Genomic DNA, 15,685 nt, shown 5'->3' with positions numbered 1-15,685 from the left:
GGCGGGGTCCTCTGCCGCCGTCCCCTCGCCGGCCGGTTCGACGACGTGGGTGTCGCCCTCGGCGTGCCCCGACTGGGCCCGGGCCGAGTCGTCGGTGGTGGCGGCCAGCGCCGTCCAGGCCCCCAGCAGGAGGAAGGCGGTGACCAGCAGGCGCCAGGACCAGCGCGCACGCCCGGACGGAGCGGCGGCCGGCGTGCCGAGGCCGCGCGGCGCCCGCGCGTCCCCCCACGGCCGGCCGATGGGCATGCGGTCCCCCTCGTCGCTCCTCTCCGGACACCATCGACCCATGGGCCGGAGAGGGAAACCGGGCTCCGGTGGCGAACGGGTTAACAGCGACGTCCACCGGCCTGGCCTCACCGTGGGTGACCGGAGGCACCCGGAACGGCGTGGGACGACGGGGGTCCGGCAGGGTCCCGGGCTGGGGCGCCCGGGGCGACTACCGTCGGGCCCTGCACCACCCGCCGCAGCGCGGGGACCGGGCGCGCGGCGTCGTCCGGTCGTGGGATCCACGGCGGAGGTTCAGCAGGCGATGCGCATGCTCGTCACCGGGGGCGCGGGCTTCATCGGCGCCAACTTCGTGCACCAGACGTTGCGCGAGCACCCCGAGTACGAGGTCACCGTGCTCGACGCGCTCACCTACGCGGGGAACCCGGCGTCGCTGGACCCGGTGCGGGGTGACATCGAGTTCGTGCACGGCTCGGTGGCCGACGCCGACGTCGTCGACCGGCTGGTGGGCCGCAGCGACGTCGTCGTCCACTTCGCCGCCGAGAGCCACAACGACAACTCGCTGCGCGACCCGGCGCCGTTCCTGCAAACCAACGTCGTCGGCACGTTCACGCTGCTGGAGGCGGTGCGCCGGCACGGCGCCCGCTACCACCACATCTCCACCGACGAGGTGTACGGGGACCTGGCGCTCGACGACCCGGCGAAGTTCACCCCGGACACGCCGTACAACCCGAGCAGCCCCTACTCCTCGACCAAGGCCGGCTCGGACCTGCTGGTGCGGGCGTGGGTGCGCTCGTTCGGCATCCACGCCACGATCTCCAACTGCTCGAACAACTACGGGCCCTACCAGCACGTGGAGAAGTTCATTTCCCGGCAGATCACCAACGTGCTCTCCGGGCTGCGGCCCAAGCTGTACGGGGCCGGGGAGAACGTGCGCGACTGGATCCACGTGGAGGACCACAACTCCGCGGTGCACGCGATCCTCGACCGCGGCCGCTCGGGGGAGACCTACCTCATCGGCGCCGACGGGGAGATGAGCAACCGCGAGGTGCTGCGGCTCGTCCTCGAGCTGACCGGGCAGCCCGCGGACGCGTTCGACTCCGTCACCGACCGGGCCGGTCACGACCTGCGCTACGCCATCGACGCCACCAAGCTGCGCACCGAGCTGGGCTGGACGCCGCGCTACACCGCGTTCCGCGACGGGCTGGCGGCGACCATCGACTGGTACCGGGCCAACGAGGCCTGGTGGCGCCCGCTCAAGGACGGCGTCGAGGCGGCGTACGCGGCCCAGGGGCAGTGAACGCCGTCATCGTCGGCGCGGGCGGGCAGCTGGGCCGCGCGTTGCGCCGCGAGTTCCCCGGGGCGCTCGCCCTGGACCGGGCCGCGCTCGACGTCACCGACGCCGCCGCGGTCGAGGCCGTCGACTGGACCGGCGTCGACGTCGTGCTGAACGCCGCCGCGTGGACGGCGGTCGACGCCGCGGAGGACCCGGCCAACCTGGCGGCGGTGCGGGCGGCCAACGTCGACGCCGTCGCCCACCTCGCCCGGGCCGCCGACCGCGCCGGTGCCGCGCTGGTGCACCTGTCCAGCGAGTACGTCTTCGACGGCACCCACCCCGGCCCGATCCCCGAGGACCTCCCGCCCTCGCCGCTGAGCGTCTACGGCCGCAGCAAGGCCGACGGCGACGCCCGCGCCACCGCCGTCGAGCGGCACTGGCTGGTACGCACCACCTGGGTGGTGGGCGAGGGCGGCAACTTCGTGCGCACCATGGCCGCCCTGGCCGACCGCGGCGTCTCGCCCTCGGTGGTCGACGACCAGGTCGGCCGGCCCACCACCGCAGCCGACCTGGCCGCCGGCATCCGCCACCTGGTCGTCACGGGCGCCCCCTACGGCACCTACAACCTCACCGGGGACGGCGAACCGGCGTCCTGGGCCGACGTCGCCGCCCTGGTCTTCACCGCGCGGGGCCGCTCCGCCGACGACGTCACCCGGGTGAGCACCGCCGAGTACTTCGCCGGCCGCACCGGCGTCGCCCCGCGGCCGCTGAACTCCGTCCTGGACCTGACCCGCATCCGGGCCACCGGCTTCCGGCCGGAGTGCTGGCGGGACGGGCTGGCCCGCCACCTCGCCGGTCCCGGCTGACCCCGCCGCCCCACCGGTCACGGTCCGTGCGGCGCGGGGGTCAAGTTCCGCCGCCGGCCTGCCGATGACCACCGCGTGTGGTGGGCCTGGATCGTCGGTGGACTCGTCGTCTGGATGGCGGTCGCCGCGATCCTGGGTGTCCTGCTCGGGAAGGTGATCCGCCGGGCGGACGAGCAGGCGAGGCCGACCTGGGCCGACCCGGTCTCCGCCGTGCAGCCGGCCGCCGCCGTGCGCACCCGCCGCCGCGCCGTCCCGCTGCCCCCGGTCGGGGTCGGGCTGGCCGCCGCCGCCGTGCTGCTCATGGCCACCGGCTTCGTGCTGCGCCTCACCGGCGCGACCGGGCCCGCCGCGCAGCTGCTGTCGATGGACGCCCCGCTGGCCCTGCCCCGCCTGTTCGTGGCCGGGCTCTTCGCCGTCGCCGCGATCGCCGCCGTCGCCGGCGCCGCCCGCAACCCCGGCCGCCGCACCTGGTGGCTGGCCGTCGGGGTGGTCGCCGCCGGCATCGCCTCGGTCAAGGCCGGTGGCACGGTGCACGCCGACGCGATGGCTGCCCTCTACGACGCCGTCGGCCGGCCCGCCGCGATCGCGCTCAGCGCGGTCGCCGCCCTCGCCGTCGTCGGCGCGCTGTTCTTCCTCAGCCGCACCGAGCGCCGTGACCGGCGCCGGGTGCTGGGCAGCCTGGCCGGCTACGGCGTCGCCTCGGTCGGCCTCTCGGCGCTGTCCTCGCTCGCGCCCGGCTCGCTGCTGGTCACCGCCACCTTCGTGGAGGAGTCAGGCGAGGCGCTGGCCGGCGTCGCCTTCCTGGTCGCCGTGCTCATCGGTGTCGCGCCGCGCCTGGTGCTGCCGGCCGACTGGGCGCTGCGCCGGTCCGACGACGCGCACTCCCTCGAGCTGGCCCAGCCGGTGGAGCGGCCCGCCACCCGCTGAGCCGGTCGGCCCGCCTCGTCAGCCGGCGGTCCAGGCGAGCAGCTCCTCGGCCGTGCGCGTGTTGATGACGCGCTCGACCGGGACGCCGCACTCCACCGCGCGCTCGCAGCCGTTGGACTGCCAGTCCAGCTGGCCGGGCGCGTGCGCGTCGGTGTCGACGGCGAACTCGCAACCGAGCTCCACCGCCAGGGTGAGCAGCCGCCGCGGCGGGTCCAGCCGCTCGGGGCGGGAGTTGATCTCGACCGCGGTGCCGTGCTCGACGCAGGCCGAGAACACCGCCTCGGCGTCGAACCGGCTCTCCGGCCGCGGCTTCTGCGTGCCGTCGCGCTGCCGGCGGCCGATCACCAGCCGGCCGGTGCAGTGGCCCAGGACGTCGGTGTGCGGGTTGGCGACGGCGGCGAGCATCCGCTCGGTCATCTGCGCCTCGGGGGCCCGCAGGTCGGAGTGCACGCTGGCGACGACGACGTCGAGGCGGCCGAGCAGCTCGTCGGTCTGGTCCAGGGAGCCGTCGGCGTTGATGTCGCACTCGATGCCGGTGAGGATGCGGAACGGGGCGAGCTCCTCGTTGAGCGCGGCGACGACGTCGAGCTGCTGCTCCAGCCGCTCGGGGCTCAGGCCGTTGGCGACGGTCAGCCGGGGGGAGTGGTCGGTCAGCGCCAGGTACTCGTGGCCCAGCGCCATGGCGGCCTCGGCCATCTCGCGGATCGGGCTGCCGCCGTCGGACCAGTCGGAGTGCGCGTGCAGGTCGCCCCGCAGCGCGGCGCGGAACGCGGCGACCTCCTCGGCGGCCGGGAGCTCCCCGGCGTAGGTCTCCTCGAGCCCGGCCAGGTACTCGGGCACCTCGCCGCGGTGCGCCTGGGCGATCGCCGTCGCCGTCTTCGGGCCGATGCCCTTGAGGTCCTTCAGCGTGCCGGTGCGGATGCGGCGGTCGAGCTCGGCGGGATCCAGGCCGTCGACGACCGCCGCGGCGGTGCGGTAGGCGCTCACCCGGTAGGTGGCCTCGCGGGCGCGCTCCAGGAGGAAGGCGATCCTCCGGAGCGCGGCCGCGGGCGGGAGGGGGGTGCTCAGCTGAACACCTTCAGGGCTCCCTTGCCGGACTTCTTGCCGGCCTTGCGGGTGGCCTTCTTCTGCGCCTTCATCGCGCGCTTGGTGGCCTTCTCGTAGTTCTTCTCCGTGGCGTCGGCGGCCCGCTTGGCGGCGCGGCGGGTGCGGTAGCCCACCGACGGCTTGCCCTCGGTGTCCACGGCGGCCAGCAGCAGCCCGCCGAACAGGCCGGTGTTCTTCACGAAGTTCGAGATCTGCCCGAACTGCTCGGTCGGGTCGTCGTGCTCCCAGAAGCGGTGCCCGGCCAGCGTGGTGGGCACGATCGAGGCCGAGAGCACGATGGCGGTCAGCCGCGGGAACTTGTTCAGCGCGAAGAGCGAGCCGGCGGCGACCTTGATCACCGCGTCGGCCTTCACCCACTGCTCGACGTCCCGGGGCAGCTCGACAGGGAGCTGCTTGTCGGCGGTCTCGGCGATCTTCTCGACCACGGGGCGCGCCCCCGGCACGCGGTCCTGCGGCTTGCGCAGGGTGCTGATCCCTCCGTAGATGAAGGGTGCGGCGAGCAGGGGCCGGGCGATCCGGCGAACCAGCATGGGAACCTCTTTCCTCGGAGGGCCGGGGGCAGTCGCTGGGTGCACTGCCCCGAAGATCCACCCGGCAATCACCCGGTCGCGATCACCGTCTCCGGCCGGACCTCGCGGACCGGGCGTCGCGGAGCCGCCACCCGCGCTGGGCCGAGATGGCCACCGCGCCGCCCACCGCGAGGCCGGCCAGCACGTCGCCGGGGTAGTGGACGCCGACGTGCACCCGCGAGTAGCCGATGCCCAGGGCCAGCGGGGCGAGCGCGGCGCCGGTCGCGGGCGACTCCAGCGCCAGCCCGGTGACGAACGCCGCGGCCGAGCCCGAGTGGCCGCTGGGGAAGGACAGGCTGCCCGGTTCGCGGTGCAGCCGGCGCTCGGTGCGCAGGTTCGCCAGGTCGGGGCGCACCCGGCCGAACAGCGGCTTGAGGACGGCGTTGACCAGGGCGCTCGTCAGCCCCATCGCGACGGTGCCCCGCAGCGCGCCCCGTCGCAGCCGGCCGCCGCGGCTGCCCAGGAGGAGCGCCAACAGCAGCCAGAGCTTGCCGTGGTCGGCCGCGGTGGAGAGCCGGCGCAGCCAGCGGTCGGCCGGGGTCGTGGGGAGCCCGCCGACCCAGGCGTGCAGCCGCGCGTCGAGGTGGCGGGGGTGGGGCACGCGCGGACGCTAGCCGCCGCGGCGCCGATCGGCTCAGCCGGCCGGTCGCAGGGCGTCCTCCCTCACCGGAGCGCGTCCTCCCTCGCGGTGGGCGGTGGGGGAGGACACACGATGATCAGGTGAGTTGATCGTCGCCGGGGGTCAGCTCTTCTGGCGGGCGCGGTACGCGGCGACGGTCGACCGGCTCGCGCAGGTGTTCGAGCAGTAGCGGCGGCTGGCGTTGCGCGAGGTGTCGACGTAGACGTCGTCGCAGCCCTCGGCCGAGCAGACGCCCAGCCGCTGCCACCCGTGCTGCACCACCACCTGCGAGAGCCCCATCGCGACCGTGGTCGTCAGCTGCTCGAGCACGGGGGCGTCCGGGCGCGCGTAGTGCAGGTGGAGCTCGCCGTCGTGGTCGGTGGCGTAGGGCCGCGGGCGGGCGAGGGCGAGCAGCTCGTTGAGCCGCGTGAGGACGTCGTCCTGCGACTCCGCGAGCGCGACGGCGCGCACCAGCCGGGCGGCGACGCCGGCCTTCTCGACGTCGGCGGCGGTGAGCTCCAGCGACGTCCCGGTGGTGAACCACTCGTCGTGCGACGCGAGGAAGCGCGCCACGCCGTCGTCGGGCGCCAGGTCGGCGTTGGCCAGGTCGATGGCCAGCTCGACCGCGGTTGACCCGTAGGTGTCGTAGTCCAATTGACTCCCTACCGTTTGGTCCCTAGTCTCGGGTCTGCGTAGGCGGTCAACGGTCTTTGACCGCCTACTGTTCCGTTCCCCTGCAGTGCGAAACGAGTGCAAGCGTGCGTGCCTACCTCGCCGTCTGGCGGCTCCCCTCCGCCCCGGTGCTCCTCCTCGCCGGCTTCGCCGGCCGGCTGCCGTCGGCCATGGTGCCGCTGGCCCTGCTGCTCATGGTGCAGCAGCAGACCGGTTCCTACGCCATCGCCGGCCTCGCGGCGGCCACGCTCGGCATCGCCTCGGCGGTCATGGCGCCGATCCTGGGCCGGCTCGCCGACCGGCGGGGCCCGCGCGCCATCCTGCTGACCCAGGCGGCGCTCTACCCCCTGCTGCTCGGGCTGCTGGTCGCCGTCACCCTCGGGGGCGCGCCCGACGCCGCCGTCGTCGCGGCCTCCGGCCTGGCCGGCGCGACGACGCCGCTGGTCTCGGGCACCGTCCGCGCCCTGTGGTCGCGCACCGACCCGCGCAGCCGGCCGACCGCCTACGCCCTCGACGCGACCGCCACCGAGCTCGTCTTCGTCGTGGGCCCCGCGCTGGTCGCCGCCCTCGCGGTGCTCGCCTCCCCGGCCTGGGCGGTCGGGGTGGCCGGCGTCCTCGCCGTCGTCGGGGCGGTCGGGGTCGCCGGTGCGGCCCGCTCGTGGGTGCCCCAGGTGGCGCCGTCGGCGACCCTGTTCTCGACCGTGCTCGCACCGGGCATGCCGCGGATCCTGGTCAGCGGCGCGGGCCTGATGCTCGGCTTCGGCGCGCTGGAGGTGGCCATCCCGGCGTTCGCCGACTCCACCGGCCGGCCCGGCATCTCCGGCCTGCTGCTCGCGGTGTGGGCGCTCGGCTCGGTGGCCGGCGGCCTGTGGTTCGGCGCCCGGGTGCTGAGCGCGTCGCTGCCAAGGCAGTACCGCTGGCTGCTCTTCGGCGTCACGATCGGCCTGGCCCCGCTGGCCTGGGTGTCCAGCCCGTGGGCGCTGGGCGTGCTGCTCTTCCTCGGCGGGACGGCGATCGCGCCCACGCTGACCGTGCAGAACTCGCTGGTGGGGTCGCTCGCGCCGGTGCACGCCACGACCGAGGCGTTCACCTGGCTCTCGACGATCACCGTGGGCGCCTCGGCGATCGGCGCGGCCCTCGGGGGTGCGCTGATCGAGAGCCCCGCCGGGGTGCCCGGGTCCCTGCTGCTGGCCTGCGCGGGGGCGGCCGCCGCCGTCGTCGTCACCCTCGTGCCCGGGCGCGGGCCCCGCGTGCCGGCCGTCCGCCGGGAGCCGGTCGCCGCCTGACGCCGGTGGCGGGTGTGACGGACGCGTGGTGATCACCGCCCGACGGCCACGGGTTCGCCGCACTCGCCCGCCGGCGGAGGGGGGCGGCGCACCCCCGGGAGAACCGGCCGCGGCGCGCTGGTAGTCTCTTTCCTCGGTGGTTCCGAGGTGACTCGAACCCCGGGAGGCTTCGCCTAGTCCGGTCTATGGCGCCGCACTGCTAATGCGGTTTGGGTTAATCCCCATCCCGGGTTCAAATCCCGGAGCCTCCGCGCACGACAACTGAACACAGGCACCCGTAGCTCAACGGATAGAGCATCTGACTACGGATCAGAAGGTTAGGGGTTCGAATCCCTTCGGGTGCACGTCTGGTTGAGACACCGATCTGCCGCGCAGCCCCGACGGGGGCGGCGCGGCAGATTCGTCTCCGGGGCCGGGTGGGATGCGCGGCCGGTGACCCTGGTTTGACATTCAGAACATGCTCTGAATAATGGGCTGCATGGCCGCTGCTGTGCGTCGGACCGTCCAGTCCTCAGAGCTCTCGCGCAACCCTGCCGGGGTGTTCGCTGCGGCGGAGCAGGGGCCGGTGAACATCACTCGGCGTGACGGCGAGAACTTCGTCCTCGCGAGGTCGGAAGACGTCGACCGGGAGCGGCGAGCCTTCGCCGTGGCTGCGAACCTGATCGCGGCTTCGCTGAATCAGTCCGGTCGCTCCCTGGGGGAGCGGCTTCGGCAGCCTTTCCCATGGGTTCAGTTCCTCGAGCCCGACGATCGAGAGCGGTTCGCGGCCGAGATCATCGAGGTGGCTCGCGCTTGTGCGGCGGTCGGCCAGTTCGGCCCGGTGCTGGTCACGTTAGCGGCCTGGCACTCGACAGCCGAGGCGATCGCTGCTGGCTACACCCGGGATGAGGACCTCGACTGGCTCGAAGAGCCGGCCGTCGTCGCGGACCCCCGACAGGATGTCTGACAGGGCGAAGGGCGTTCCCCGTCCCCTCAAGAAGGTTGAGTTCACGGTCAAGTTCGCGACTCGGCAGGCCGACAAGGGGTGGTCCGACCTGCTCGGGACGACCCGCAGCGCCGTCGTGGACGCCTGGGACTTCTTGACGCGAACACCCAAGGCGCAGAGCGAGCAGAACCATCCGCTCAAGGGCCCGCTCGCGACCGTGGTCCGCGACGGAACCACCCACGAACGGTGGCAGTACGAACTGCCCGGTGGGGCGCGCCTGTGGTTCTACGTCGAGGGGCAGACGGTCTGGCTGGTCGACGTGCACACGCGGCACCCCAATAAGACGAAGTAGCTGAACCCCGTGGCGTGAGCAGTGCGCCCGAGTCGGCTGCGCCCCCGCACGCGCGCGTCTGGTTGAGGAGTTCGATCTGCCGCGCAGCCCCGACGGGGGCGGCGCGGCAGATCCGTTTTCGGGGCCGGGGGGTCGAGCCGGTGCGCCGGCCGTCTGGCCGCGCCGTGGCCCGGTTCGACGTCGGGAGACGCGGCTCGACCTCCCACGTGTCCGGCGCTTCCCTCGGTGTGCGCGTCGGACCACCTCGGATCGTGATCGTTCGACTACTTTCGGTCAGCGACCGACGCGGCTCCGTGCACGCTTGACGGGTGTACGTCGCCGCGCTCCGCCGATCCGAGGACCGACGACGTGAACAAGCGCCACCTAGCCGCCCTGGCCGCCGTCACCCTGATCGGTGGCACGCCGCTCGCCGGCTCCGCCCTCGCGGCGCCGCGGCCTGCGGCCTCGCAGGTCCAGGTGTCCCTCGCCGCGCCGACCGGCCTCACCGGCGAGGTCGCCGGCCAGCGGGCGGTGCTCGAGTGGTCCCGGGTGACCGGGGCCCGCGACTACGTCGTCCTCGACGTCACCCGGAGCGCCGCCGGGCGCGTGGTCGGCTCCACCAGCGGCACCACGTGGACCTCCGCGCGCCTGCCGCTGTCGACGCCGGCCTTCTCGTTCGTGGTGGTCGCCCGCGATGCCGCGAAGAGGGAGGGCGCGCGCAGCGAGGTGGTGCAGATCTTCCCTGGCGGGCAGCCGGCGACGCCGCCGTCCGAGCCGACGACGCCGCCGTCCGAGCCGACGACGCCGCCGTCCGAGCCGACGACGCCGCCGTCCGAGCCGACGACGCCGGTCACCGAGCCCACGACGCCGCCGTCCGAGCCCACGACGCCGGTCACCGAGCCCACGGACCCGGCCACGCCACCGCCCGCGGGGCCGGAGCTCACCGCGCCCGCTCCGACCCGGGTCTGGGGCTACGAGAACGCCGCCACCCTGCTGCCGGACCCGTGGGACGAGGTCCACTCGCTGCGGCCCGAGGCCCAGGGCCTGACCGCGGAGAACGCCTACCCCGGCAGTTCGCGGACCGCCTTCTTCACCGTCCACCCCGGCGACACCGGCTGGAACGGGACCACGGGCACCCTGCGGTCGGAGGTCCGCGACTCGATCGCCGACTCGGGGGGCGTGCAGCCGGGCGACGAGCAGTACTGGGCCTGGTCGACGTTCTTCCCGGCCGATCACGACTGGGACGAGCGCGGCCAGTTCCTGATCTTCACCCAGTGGCACCAGACGGTGAACTCGGGCAACCCGAACGTCCACTTCTGGTCCGACGTCCGCGAGCACCTGATGGTCGACGTCCGCGGGGGTACCGGTGGGCGGGTCGCGGGTGACGCGCAGTACGTCGAGACCTTCGACCTGGGCCCGATCGACAAGGGCGCCTGGAACGACCTCACGGTGCGCTTCGTGTGGTCCCCGGACCCGGCGGTGGGCCTCGTGGAGGTCTGGCACCAGGGGGAGAAGGTGCTGTCGGAGAACGCCGCCACCCTCTACACCGGCCAGTCCGTCTACATCAAGCAGGGGATCTACTCGGCGGCCGGCACCGCCCGGAGCCACTACCTGCAGCACGCGCCGATCGGCTACGGCCCCACCCTCGAGTCGGTCGCCTCGCTGAACCGGCTGCACCGCCCGGCCGGCTGACCGCCCCCGCTCCCGAGCCCGCGAGCCATGCGGACTGGTGGCCATCACCCGCTGATGGCCACGAGTTCGCATGGTCGGGCACCGCAGCAGCCCGCCCCCGATCAAGATCAGGGGCGGGCTCAGGGGTTTCCCTGATGTCCCGCCACACCCCCCTCCGGAAGTCTCTCCGCCGACGGGACGCGCCCGCGACGGTCGGGCCGGCCCGACCCCCGACCGGCCAGCTGGCGGGATGGGCGCACGCCCGTCCCACCAGCACATTGGCCTGCGGACACCCGCACACGGACAGGAGACGACGATGGATGGATCCCGCAACATCGCGGGGCGGGTCGGCCGGTGGAGCGCGCGCCACCGGAAGACGGCGGTGCTGGGCTGGCTGGCCTTCGTGCTGGCCGCCGTCGCCGTCGGCGCGTTCGTGCCCCAGGCCCAGCTGACCTCGGCCGAGCAGACGATCGGCGAGCCCGCCCGGGCGCAGCAGATCCTCGACGAGAACGGCTGGGAGGAGGCGGCCTCGGAGATGGTCCTGGTGCAGCGCGAGGACGGCGTCCCGGAGGCCGCCGCCACCGCCGCGCTCACCGACCTCGTCGACGAACTGCGCGCGACCCCCGAGGTCACGAACCTGGTCAGCCCGCTCGACGGCGCCCCGCTGGTCTCCGCCGACGGCCGCTCGGCGCTGGTCACCTTCGACCTCGCCGGGGACCCGGACGACGCCGCCGAGCAGATCGCGCCCGTGCAGGACGTCGTCGCCGCGGTCGCCGCGGAGCACGACGTCCGCGTCGAGCAGTTCGGCGGCACCAGCGCCGACCTCGCCCTGTCCGACACCCTGGACGCCGACTTCCAGCGCGCCGAACTGCTGTCGATCCCGATCATCCTCGCGGTGCTGCTGCTCACCTTCGGCGCGCTGGTGGCCGCCCTGCTGCCGCTGGTGTTCGCGCTCTCGGCGTTCGTCGGGGCCCTCGGGCTGCTCAGCCTCACCAGCCAGATCTGGCACGTCGACCAGACGGCGTCCATCGTCATGCTGCTCATCGGCCTGGCCGTCGGCGTGGACTACTCGCTCTTCTACCTCAAGCGGGAGCGCGAGGAGCGGGCCAAGGGCGCCGGCCCGGTCGACGCCCTCGACATCGCCGCCGCGACCTCCGGGCACTCGGTGCTCATCTCCGGCATCACCGTCATGGTGGCCATGGCCGGCATGTTCCTCACCGGGTTCTCGGTGTTCACCGGCGTCGCCTCGGCCACCATCCTGGTCGTCGCCTGCTCGGTGCTCGGCTCGCTGACCGTGCTGCCGGCGATGATGGCCTGGCTCGGCGACCGGGTGGAGAAGGGGCGGCTGCCGTTCCTGCGCCGCCGCGCCGCCGACCGGCCGGGCCGCTTCTGGCCGGTCGTCCTCGGGGCGGTGCTGCGCCGGCCGATGGTGGCCGCCGTCGTCGCCGGTGGCGCCCTCGTCGGGCTCGCCGTCCCGGCGGTGTCGATGGACCTGCGCGCCGAGGGCGTCCAGGACCTGCCGCAGGACCTCGCCGTCATCCAGACCTACAACCGGATCACCGAGGCGTTCCCCGGCGGCCCCTCACCGGCCGAGGTCGTCGTCGAGGCGCCCGACGTCACCGCCCCGCAGGTGCAGGCCGCCATCGCCGCGCTGCGCGAGCGCGCCCTGGCCAGCGGGCAGATGAACGAGCCGATCGCGGTCGAGGCCGGTGATTCCGGCACCGTCGCCGTCGTCAGCGTGCCGCTGGTCGGCGACGGCGAGGAGCAGGCGTCGCGCGACGCCCTCGCGACGCTGGCCGGCGAACTGGTGCCCGCGACCGTGGGCGCCGTGGACGGCGTCACCGCCGTCGTCACCGGCGGCACCGCCTACTCGGTGGCCTTCGACGAGCTGATGGCCGAGCGCACCCCGTGGGTCTTCGGCTTCGTCCTGGTGCTGGCCTTCCTCCTGCTGCTGGTGTCGTTCCGCTCGGTCACCGTCGCCGTGACCGCGATCGTGCTGAACCTGCTGAGCGTGGCCGCCGCCTACGGCGTGATGGTGCTGGTGTTCGAGGAGGGCGTCGGCGCCGGGCTCATCGGGCTCGACGGCACCAGCGCGATCGTGAACTGGATCCCGCTGTTCCTGTTCGTGATCCTCTTCGGCCTGTCGATGGACTACCACGTCTTCATCCTCAGCCGGATCCGCGAGGCCCGGGATCGTGGCCTGGCCACGCGGGACGCCGTCGCGCAGGGCATCACGTCCTCGGCCGGGGTGGTCACCAGCGCCGCGGTGATCATGGTGTTCGTCTTCCTGACCTTCGTGACGCTGTCGATGACGAGCATGAAGCAGATCGGGCTGGGCCTGGCGGTCGCGGTGCTGCTGGACGCCACCGTCGTCCGGGCGCTGCTGCTGCCGGCCGTGATGCAGCTGCTGGGCGAGCGCAACTGGTACCTCCCGCGCTGGCTGGCCTGGCTGCCGTCGGTCCGCCACGAGCCGGTCGCCGCGCCGCCGGCCGCCGCCGTGCCGGTGCCCCGCCGGGAGGTGGTGGACGAGCCCCTGGTGCTCTCCGCCGACTGAGTCCCACGGCGAGGTGACGTCGAGCCGCTCCACCGACCGGAAAGCCGCACCAGGGTGCGGCTCGACGGTCGGCGGAGCGGCTCGACCCGCGTGACAGCAGGTGCCGCCCGCCCCCGGAGCCGCGCCCGGGAACTTTGCGATCCCGTGACGAACCGGTCCTCCGGATGGCTTCGCGAGATCCGAGGGGTAACGAGGAACGGGGTCCCGCCCGCGGGAGCCGCCGTTGCCCCCTGCGTCGAGGAGTTCCGTGTCGCCCCGTTCCGTCCGCGACGGCCTGCCGCTGCCCGGGGTGGAGGAGGCGCCCGTCCCGCGCCGCCGCCGGGGACACGCGCTGCTGAAGCTGACCCTGGCCGTCGTGCTGGGCGGGGCGCTGCTCGCCGGCTTCGCGCTGCCGGTCGTCGGCGGCGCGACGCTGGCCAGCCGCGCCGGCACGGACGTGCTGCGCCCGATCGGGGACGAGCTGCTCGACCGCACGCCGGCGGGCAACACCCGCCTGCTCGCCGCGGACGGCTCCCTCATCGCCGAGTTCTACCGGCGCAACCGCACGCCGGTCCCCAGCGAGGCGATCGCCCCGGTGATGAAGGACGCCCTCGTCGCCATCGAGGACAGCCGCTTCTTCACCCACAGCGGCGTCGACGGCCAGGGCCTGGCCCGCGCGCTGCTGCGCAACCTCAGCGCCGGTGAGGTGGTCGAGGGCGGCTCCACCCTCACCCAGCAGCTGGTCAAGCAGATCCGCCTGCAGACGGCGACCGACCCCGACGCCCGGCAGGCCGCGACCGACGAGAGTATCGCCCGCAAGCTGCGGGAGGCCCAGCTCGCCCTGGCGCTTGAGCAGGAGTACAGCAAGGACGAGATCCTCACCCGGTACCTGAACCGCGTCTACTTCGGTGCCGGCGCCTACGGCATCGCCGCGGCGGCCGAGACCTACTTCGGCGTGAAGCCCGACGCGCTCACCCTCGCCCAGGCGGCCATGCTCGCCGGGCTGGTGCAGAGCCCCACCCAGTACGACCCGTTCGTGGCCGTCGACCGGGCCACCGAGCGCCGCGACGTCGTCCTCGGCCGCATGGCCGAGCTCGGGCTGGCCGACCCGGCCGCCGTGGCCGAGGCGCAGAGCCAGCCGGTGGTGCTCAGCCCCGGCGAGGGCCCCCCGCGCGGCTGCCAGGAGTCGCCGCTCGGCGCCTTCTTCTGCGACTACGCGATGCGGTACCTGACCGGCACGCTCGGCATCGACCAGGAGACGATCGAGACCGGCGGGCTCACCATCGAGACGACGCTGGACCCCGCCGTCCAGCTGGCCGGCGACGCGGCCGTCCGCGAGGCGCTGCCGCTCGAGGACCCGCGCGCGGCCGTCTACACCGCCGTCGAGCCCGGCACGGGGCGGGTCCTGGGGATGGCGGTGAACCGGATCTTCGGCAACGCCGAGGGCGACCCGACGCAGACGGTGGTCAACCTGGCCGAGGTGGCCGGGCAGGGCTCTGGCTCGACCTACAAGGTGTTCACCGCGGCCGCGGCGCTCGAGCAGGGCCTGGGCCTCGAGCACGTCATCACCACCACCGACCCGTACGAGTCGACGGTCTACCGCGACGGCGACGGCCCGTACGACGTCAGCAACGCCGGTCGGTACCGGCAGCGGCTGGACATGGAGCAGGCGCTCTACATGTCCTCGAACACCTACTTTCTCGCGCTGGAGGACCAGCTCGGCAGCGTCGAGGCGCCGGTGCGCATGGCGCAGCGGCTGGGACTGGCCTCGCTGGACCCGGTCGCCGACCAGGTCGTCGCCGAGAACCGCGGTTCCTTCACCTTCGGCGCCGAGGCGACCAGCCCGCTGCACCTCACCAACGCCTACGCGACGCTCGCCGCGAGCGGCACCCGGTGCGACCCGGTGCCGATCCACCGGGTGCTCGACCGGCACGGGGAGCCGCTGCTCGGCGAGGACGGGCAGCCGCTCGGCGGGCCGCGGTGCCACGGCGAGGTGGTGGCCCCGGGGCTGGCGAACACGCTCAACCAGGCCCTGCGCAAGGACGTCGAGCCGGGCTTCCCCGGCCAGACCGGCCGCCGCGCCTACGTGCCGGGCCACCAGATCGCCGGCAAGACCGGCACGACGCAGGACACCTTCTCGGCCACCTTCGTCGGGTACACGCCGCAGCTGGCGGCCGGCGTCATGGTCTACAACCCGGTGCGCAACGAGGACGTCGGCAGCTTCGGCGGGGGCATCCCCGCGCGGATCTGGCACGACGCGATGGCGCCGGTCCTGGGTGCGCGCGAGCCGGTGCCCTTCCCGCCGGCCGACCCGCAGTTCGTGCAGGGCACGCGAGCGGCGGTGCCGGCCGGGTGCGCCGGCCGCTCGATCTCCGGCTGCCGCGGGCTGCTGGGTGCCCGCGACCTCGGTGCCTCGGTGGTGCGGGTCGACAGCGGCCGCCCGCCGGGCACGGTCCTCGGCGTCGACCCGGGCCCGGGCACGGTGCTCGACCGCGGCGCGACGGTGACGGTGCTGGTGAGCAACGGCGCCCGCTGGGCTCCGCCCCCGCCCCCTTTCCTCCTACTGCACCGCGTCCGGCGGCGTCGTCAACCCGCGGGCCGGATCCGTCCGGAACGATCAGCCGACGCGGCGCAGGATCTCCGGGCCGAGCTGGTCGACGGCGGTGTGGCCCGTCAGG

Annotated in this window: 14 protein-coding genes and 2 tRNA genes; 11 read left to right on the top strand and 5 right to left on the bottom strand. The window is 74.2% G+C overall.

The window, feature by feature from the left end:
* Positions 1 to 246 (bottom strand): hypothetical protein (locus tag E9529_RS18885; RefSeq protein WP_236832813.1); only part of this gene is annotated, 246 nt, incomplete at its 3' end.
* A 283-nt stretch (positions 247 to 529) separates the two neighbouring features.
* Between E9529_RS18885 and rfbB the strand changes: the two genes are divergently transcribed.
* From rfbB to E9529_RS18870, 3 genes are all read left to right on the top strand, one after another.
* Positions 530 to 1,525: a dTDP-glucose 4,6-dehydratase gene (gene rfbB / locus E9529_RS18880; protein ID WP_236832812.1), complete on the top strand. Its 996-nt coding sequence runs from the start codon at positions 530 to 532 to the stop codon at positions 1,523 to 1,525.
* Positions 1,522 to 2,367 carry an NAD(P)-dependent oxidoreductase gene (locus tag E9529_RS18875; RefSeq protein ID WP_236832811.1) on the top strand — a complete coding sequence of 282 codons (846 nt, stop codon included), beginning with the start codon at positions 1,522 to 1,524 and terminating at the stop codon, positions 2,365 to 2,367. The genes rfbB and E9529_RS18875 overlap by 4 nt, the downstream gene beginning before the upstream one ends.
* A gap of 75 nt (positions 2,368 to 2,442) precedes the next feature.
* Positions 2,443 to 3,294, top strand: a complete 852-nt coding sequence (locus E9529_RS18870; RefSeq protein WP_236832810.1) for a hypothetical protein — start codon at positions 2,443 to 2,445, stop codon at positions 3,292 to 3,294.
* 18 nt (positions 3,295 to 3,312) lie between these two features.
* On the opposite strand, the gene E9529_RS18865 is transcribed toward E9529_RS18870, so the two are convergent.
* The 4 genes from E9529_RS18865 to E9529_RS18850 all read right to left on the bottom strand — a co-directional run bounded on the left by E9529_RS18865 (position 3,313) and on the right by E9529_RS18850 (position 6,243).
* Complete coding sequence (locus E9529_RS18865) at positions 3,313 to 4,362, bottom strand: PHP domain-containing protein (RefSeq protein WP_255709504.1); 1,050 nt, start codon at positions 4,360 to 4,362, stop codon at positions 3,313 to 3,315.
* The gene (locus tag E9529_RS18860) at positions 4,359 to 4,931 is read right to left on the bottom strand and encodes a DoxX family protein (RefSeq protein ID WP_236832809.1); all 573 of its coding nucleotides are present in this window, start codon (positions 4,929 to 4,931) and stop codon (positions 4,359 to 4,361) included. Before E9529_RS18860 ends, E9529_RS18865 begins: the two co-directional genes overlap by 4 nt.
* A gap of 82 nt (positions 4,932 to 5,013) precedes the next feature.
* Entirely contained in the window at positions 5,014 to 5,571 is a 558-nt protein-coding gene (locus E9529_RS18855) for a phosphatase PAP2 family protein (RefSeq protein WP_236832808.1), read from the bottom strand.
* Between the two features lie 141 nt (positions 5,572 to 5,712).
* A complete protein-coding gene (locus tag E9529_RS18850; RefSeq protein ID WP_236832807.1) occupies positions 5,713 to 6,243 on the bottom strand; it encodes a CGNR zinc finger domain-containing protein in 531 nt (176 codons plus the stop codon).
* A gap of 104 nt (positions 6,244 to 6,347) precedes the next feature.
* Here E9529_RS18850 and E9529_RS18845 point away from each other — a divergent pair, with 104 nt between their 5' ends.
* The 8 genes from E9529_RS18845 to E9529_RS18810 all read left to right on the top strand — a co-directional run.
* Positions 6,348 to 7,547, top strand: a complete 1,200-nt coding sequence (locus E9529_RS18845) for an MFS transporter (RefSeq protein ID WP_236832806.1) — start codon at positions 6,348 to 6,350, stop codon at positions 7,545 to 7,547.
* A 162-nt stretch (positions 7,548 to 7,709) separates the two neighbouring features.
* Positions 7,710 to 7,798 (top strand) — tRNA-Ser (locus E9529_RS18840).
* Positions 7,799 to 7,818: 20 nt separating this feature from the next.
* Positions 7,819 to 7,891: transfer RNA gene (locus tag E9529_RS18835), tRNA-Arg, on the top strand.
* 134 nt (positions 7,892 to 8,025) lie between these two features.
* A complete protein-coding gene (locus tag E9529_RS18830; RefSeq protein ID WP_236832805.1) occupies positions 8,026 to 8,493 on the top strand; it encodes a hypothetical protein in 468 nt (155 codons plus the stop codon).
* Entirely contained in the window at positions 8,486 to 8,824 is a 339-nt protein-coding gene (locus tag E9529_RS18825) for a hypothetical protein (RefSeq protein ID WP_236832804.1), read from the top strand. Before E9529_RS18830 ends, E9529_RS18825 begins: the two co-directional genes overlap by 8 nt.
* Before the next feature lie 348 nt (positions 8,825 to 9,172).
* Positions 9,173 to 10,495 carry a heparin lyase I family protein gene (locus E9529_RS22835; protein ID WP_236832803.1) on the top strand — a complete coding sequence of 441 codons (1,323 nt, stop codon included), beginning with the start codon at positions 9,173 to 9,175 and terminating at the stop codon, positions 10,493 to 10,495.
* Between the two features lie 295 nt (positions 10,496 to 10,790).
* The gene (locus E9529_RS18815; protein ID WP_236832802.1) at positions 10,791 to 13,028 is read left to right on the top strand and encodes an MMPL family transporter; all 2,238 of its coding nucleotides are present in this window, start codon (positions 10,791 to 10,793) and stop codon (positions 13,026 to 13,028) included.
* Between the two features lie 247 nt (positions 13,029 to 13,275).
* On the top strand, positions 13,276 to 15,685 hold a 2,410-nt coding region (locus E9529_RS18810; protein WP_236832801.1), incomplete at its 3' end, for a transglycosylase domain-containing protein.

This window comes from Blastococcus sp. KM273128, assembly GCF_021698975.1.
In the GTDB taxonomy this organism is placed as follows: Bacteria; Actinomycetota; Actinomycetes; order Mycobacteriales; family Geodermatophilaceae; genus Blastococcus.
This window is presented reverse-complemented; position numbering and strand designations above follow the sequence as displayed.